The 1,151-nt window shown below is 37.5% G+C and carries 2 protein-coding genes; one reads left to right on the top strand and one right to left on the bottom strand.

Annotated features, from left to right (window positions below):
* Positions 1-261 (top strand): ATP-binding protein (locus SORDD24_RS02820; RefSeq protein WP_196757262.1); only part of this gene is annotated, 261 nt, incomplete at its 5' end.
* A gap of 40 nt (positions 262-301) precedes the next feature.
* On the opposite strand, the gene SORDD24_RS02815 is transcribed toward SORDD24_RS02820, so the two are convergent.
* Positions 302-1,054 (bottom strand): ABC transporter permease, encoded by a 753-nt coding sequence (locus SORDD24_RS02815; protein ID WP_061407228.1) that lies wholly within the window; start codon positions 1,052-1,054, stop codon positions 302-304.
* Positions 1,055-1,151 lie beyond the last annotated feature (97 nt).

Below are 1,151 nucleotides of genomic sequence, written 5' to 3'. Positions count from 1 at the left end.
CTCAAGCACGGCAAGGAGAAGGCTCGACTTTCTTTGAAAAAGGAAGAAAATAGGCTTGTTTTACAAATCGATAATCTTGTCAAAAAACCTATCAAAAATATAGACAATCTCAGCAATCGTTTTTATTCTGAAAATCTATCAGACACAGAAGAATCCTCTGGTTTAGGTCTCTATATTACCGAGGAATTAGTTCATCTTCTTGGAGCGGATATGAAGCTAGTTGCTGATGGAGAATGGTTTTCGGTCTTTATCTATTTTTAACAGAAGAAACCTCCTCTGTAAGCTAGAGGAGGTCATTTTTTTATAGACTTTTCTTTTTGAAAACGGTAAGACTACTAAGAGAGAAGAAAAGTATGACAGAAACGCAAACCGTGATGGTATAGAGAATAGATTGACTATTACTAGTCATAGCATAGGCAAAATCTAGAATTAAATATCGTAGAATTTCAATATCTGGGAAAACAAGCATTGGAATAGAAATGACGATAGAGCTAATCAGATAACCAATAAATACAGCAAGATAAGAATGAGTTAGGTAGAGAATAAAGGAAACAATCGAAAGCCAAGCTAGAAGGCAGAGAAATTGAAGGGAAATCGTCAAGAGGAGATTAGTAACAAAACCATCAGGCATTGTACCAAGTCCGTTTAGTAGAGTCGCGGGAATAAAGGCAATCACAAGACTGGTGATGAGTTGTAAGAGAGCGATACTTGCTAGAACAAAGAATTTAGCAAGGAAAAATTCTGTACGAGAAACGCCGACTGTCAAACTATTTTTATAAAGCTTGCCGATTAGATCGACCCCAAGAACTAAACATACTAGAATAATACAGAGAAAAACGAGGTTTGAGCCGTTATTTGACGCGTTGATTAGAGCTTCTATCCCATTCCAACCATGGGTAGGAGTCTCAGGTGGTGCTGTTTGAACGGACATTAGGTGTCCTGTAGCGCCAATAGTAGCACCCAGTAACATAAGTACAAAGAGAATGAATTCTGTAATCCAGAATCCTTTGGAGCGGAAAAGACGGTAAAAATCTGCTTGAATGGTATGTATCATGATTTTTCTCCTATTCTACTAATTGGGTGAAGTATTCTTCTAGGTTTTGACGGGCAAAGTAAATCTCATCAATAGCAACATCGGCCAAAGTTAGTTG

The organism is Streptococcus oralis (assembly GCF_001579175.1).
Lineage (GTDB): Bacteria > Bacillota > Bacilli > Lactobacillales > Streptococcaceae > Streptococcus > Streptococcus oralis_O.
This window is presented reverse-complemented; position numbering and strand designations above follow the sequence as displayed.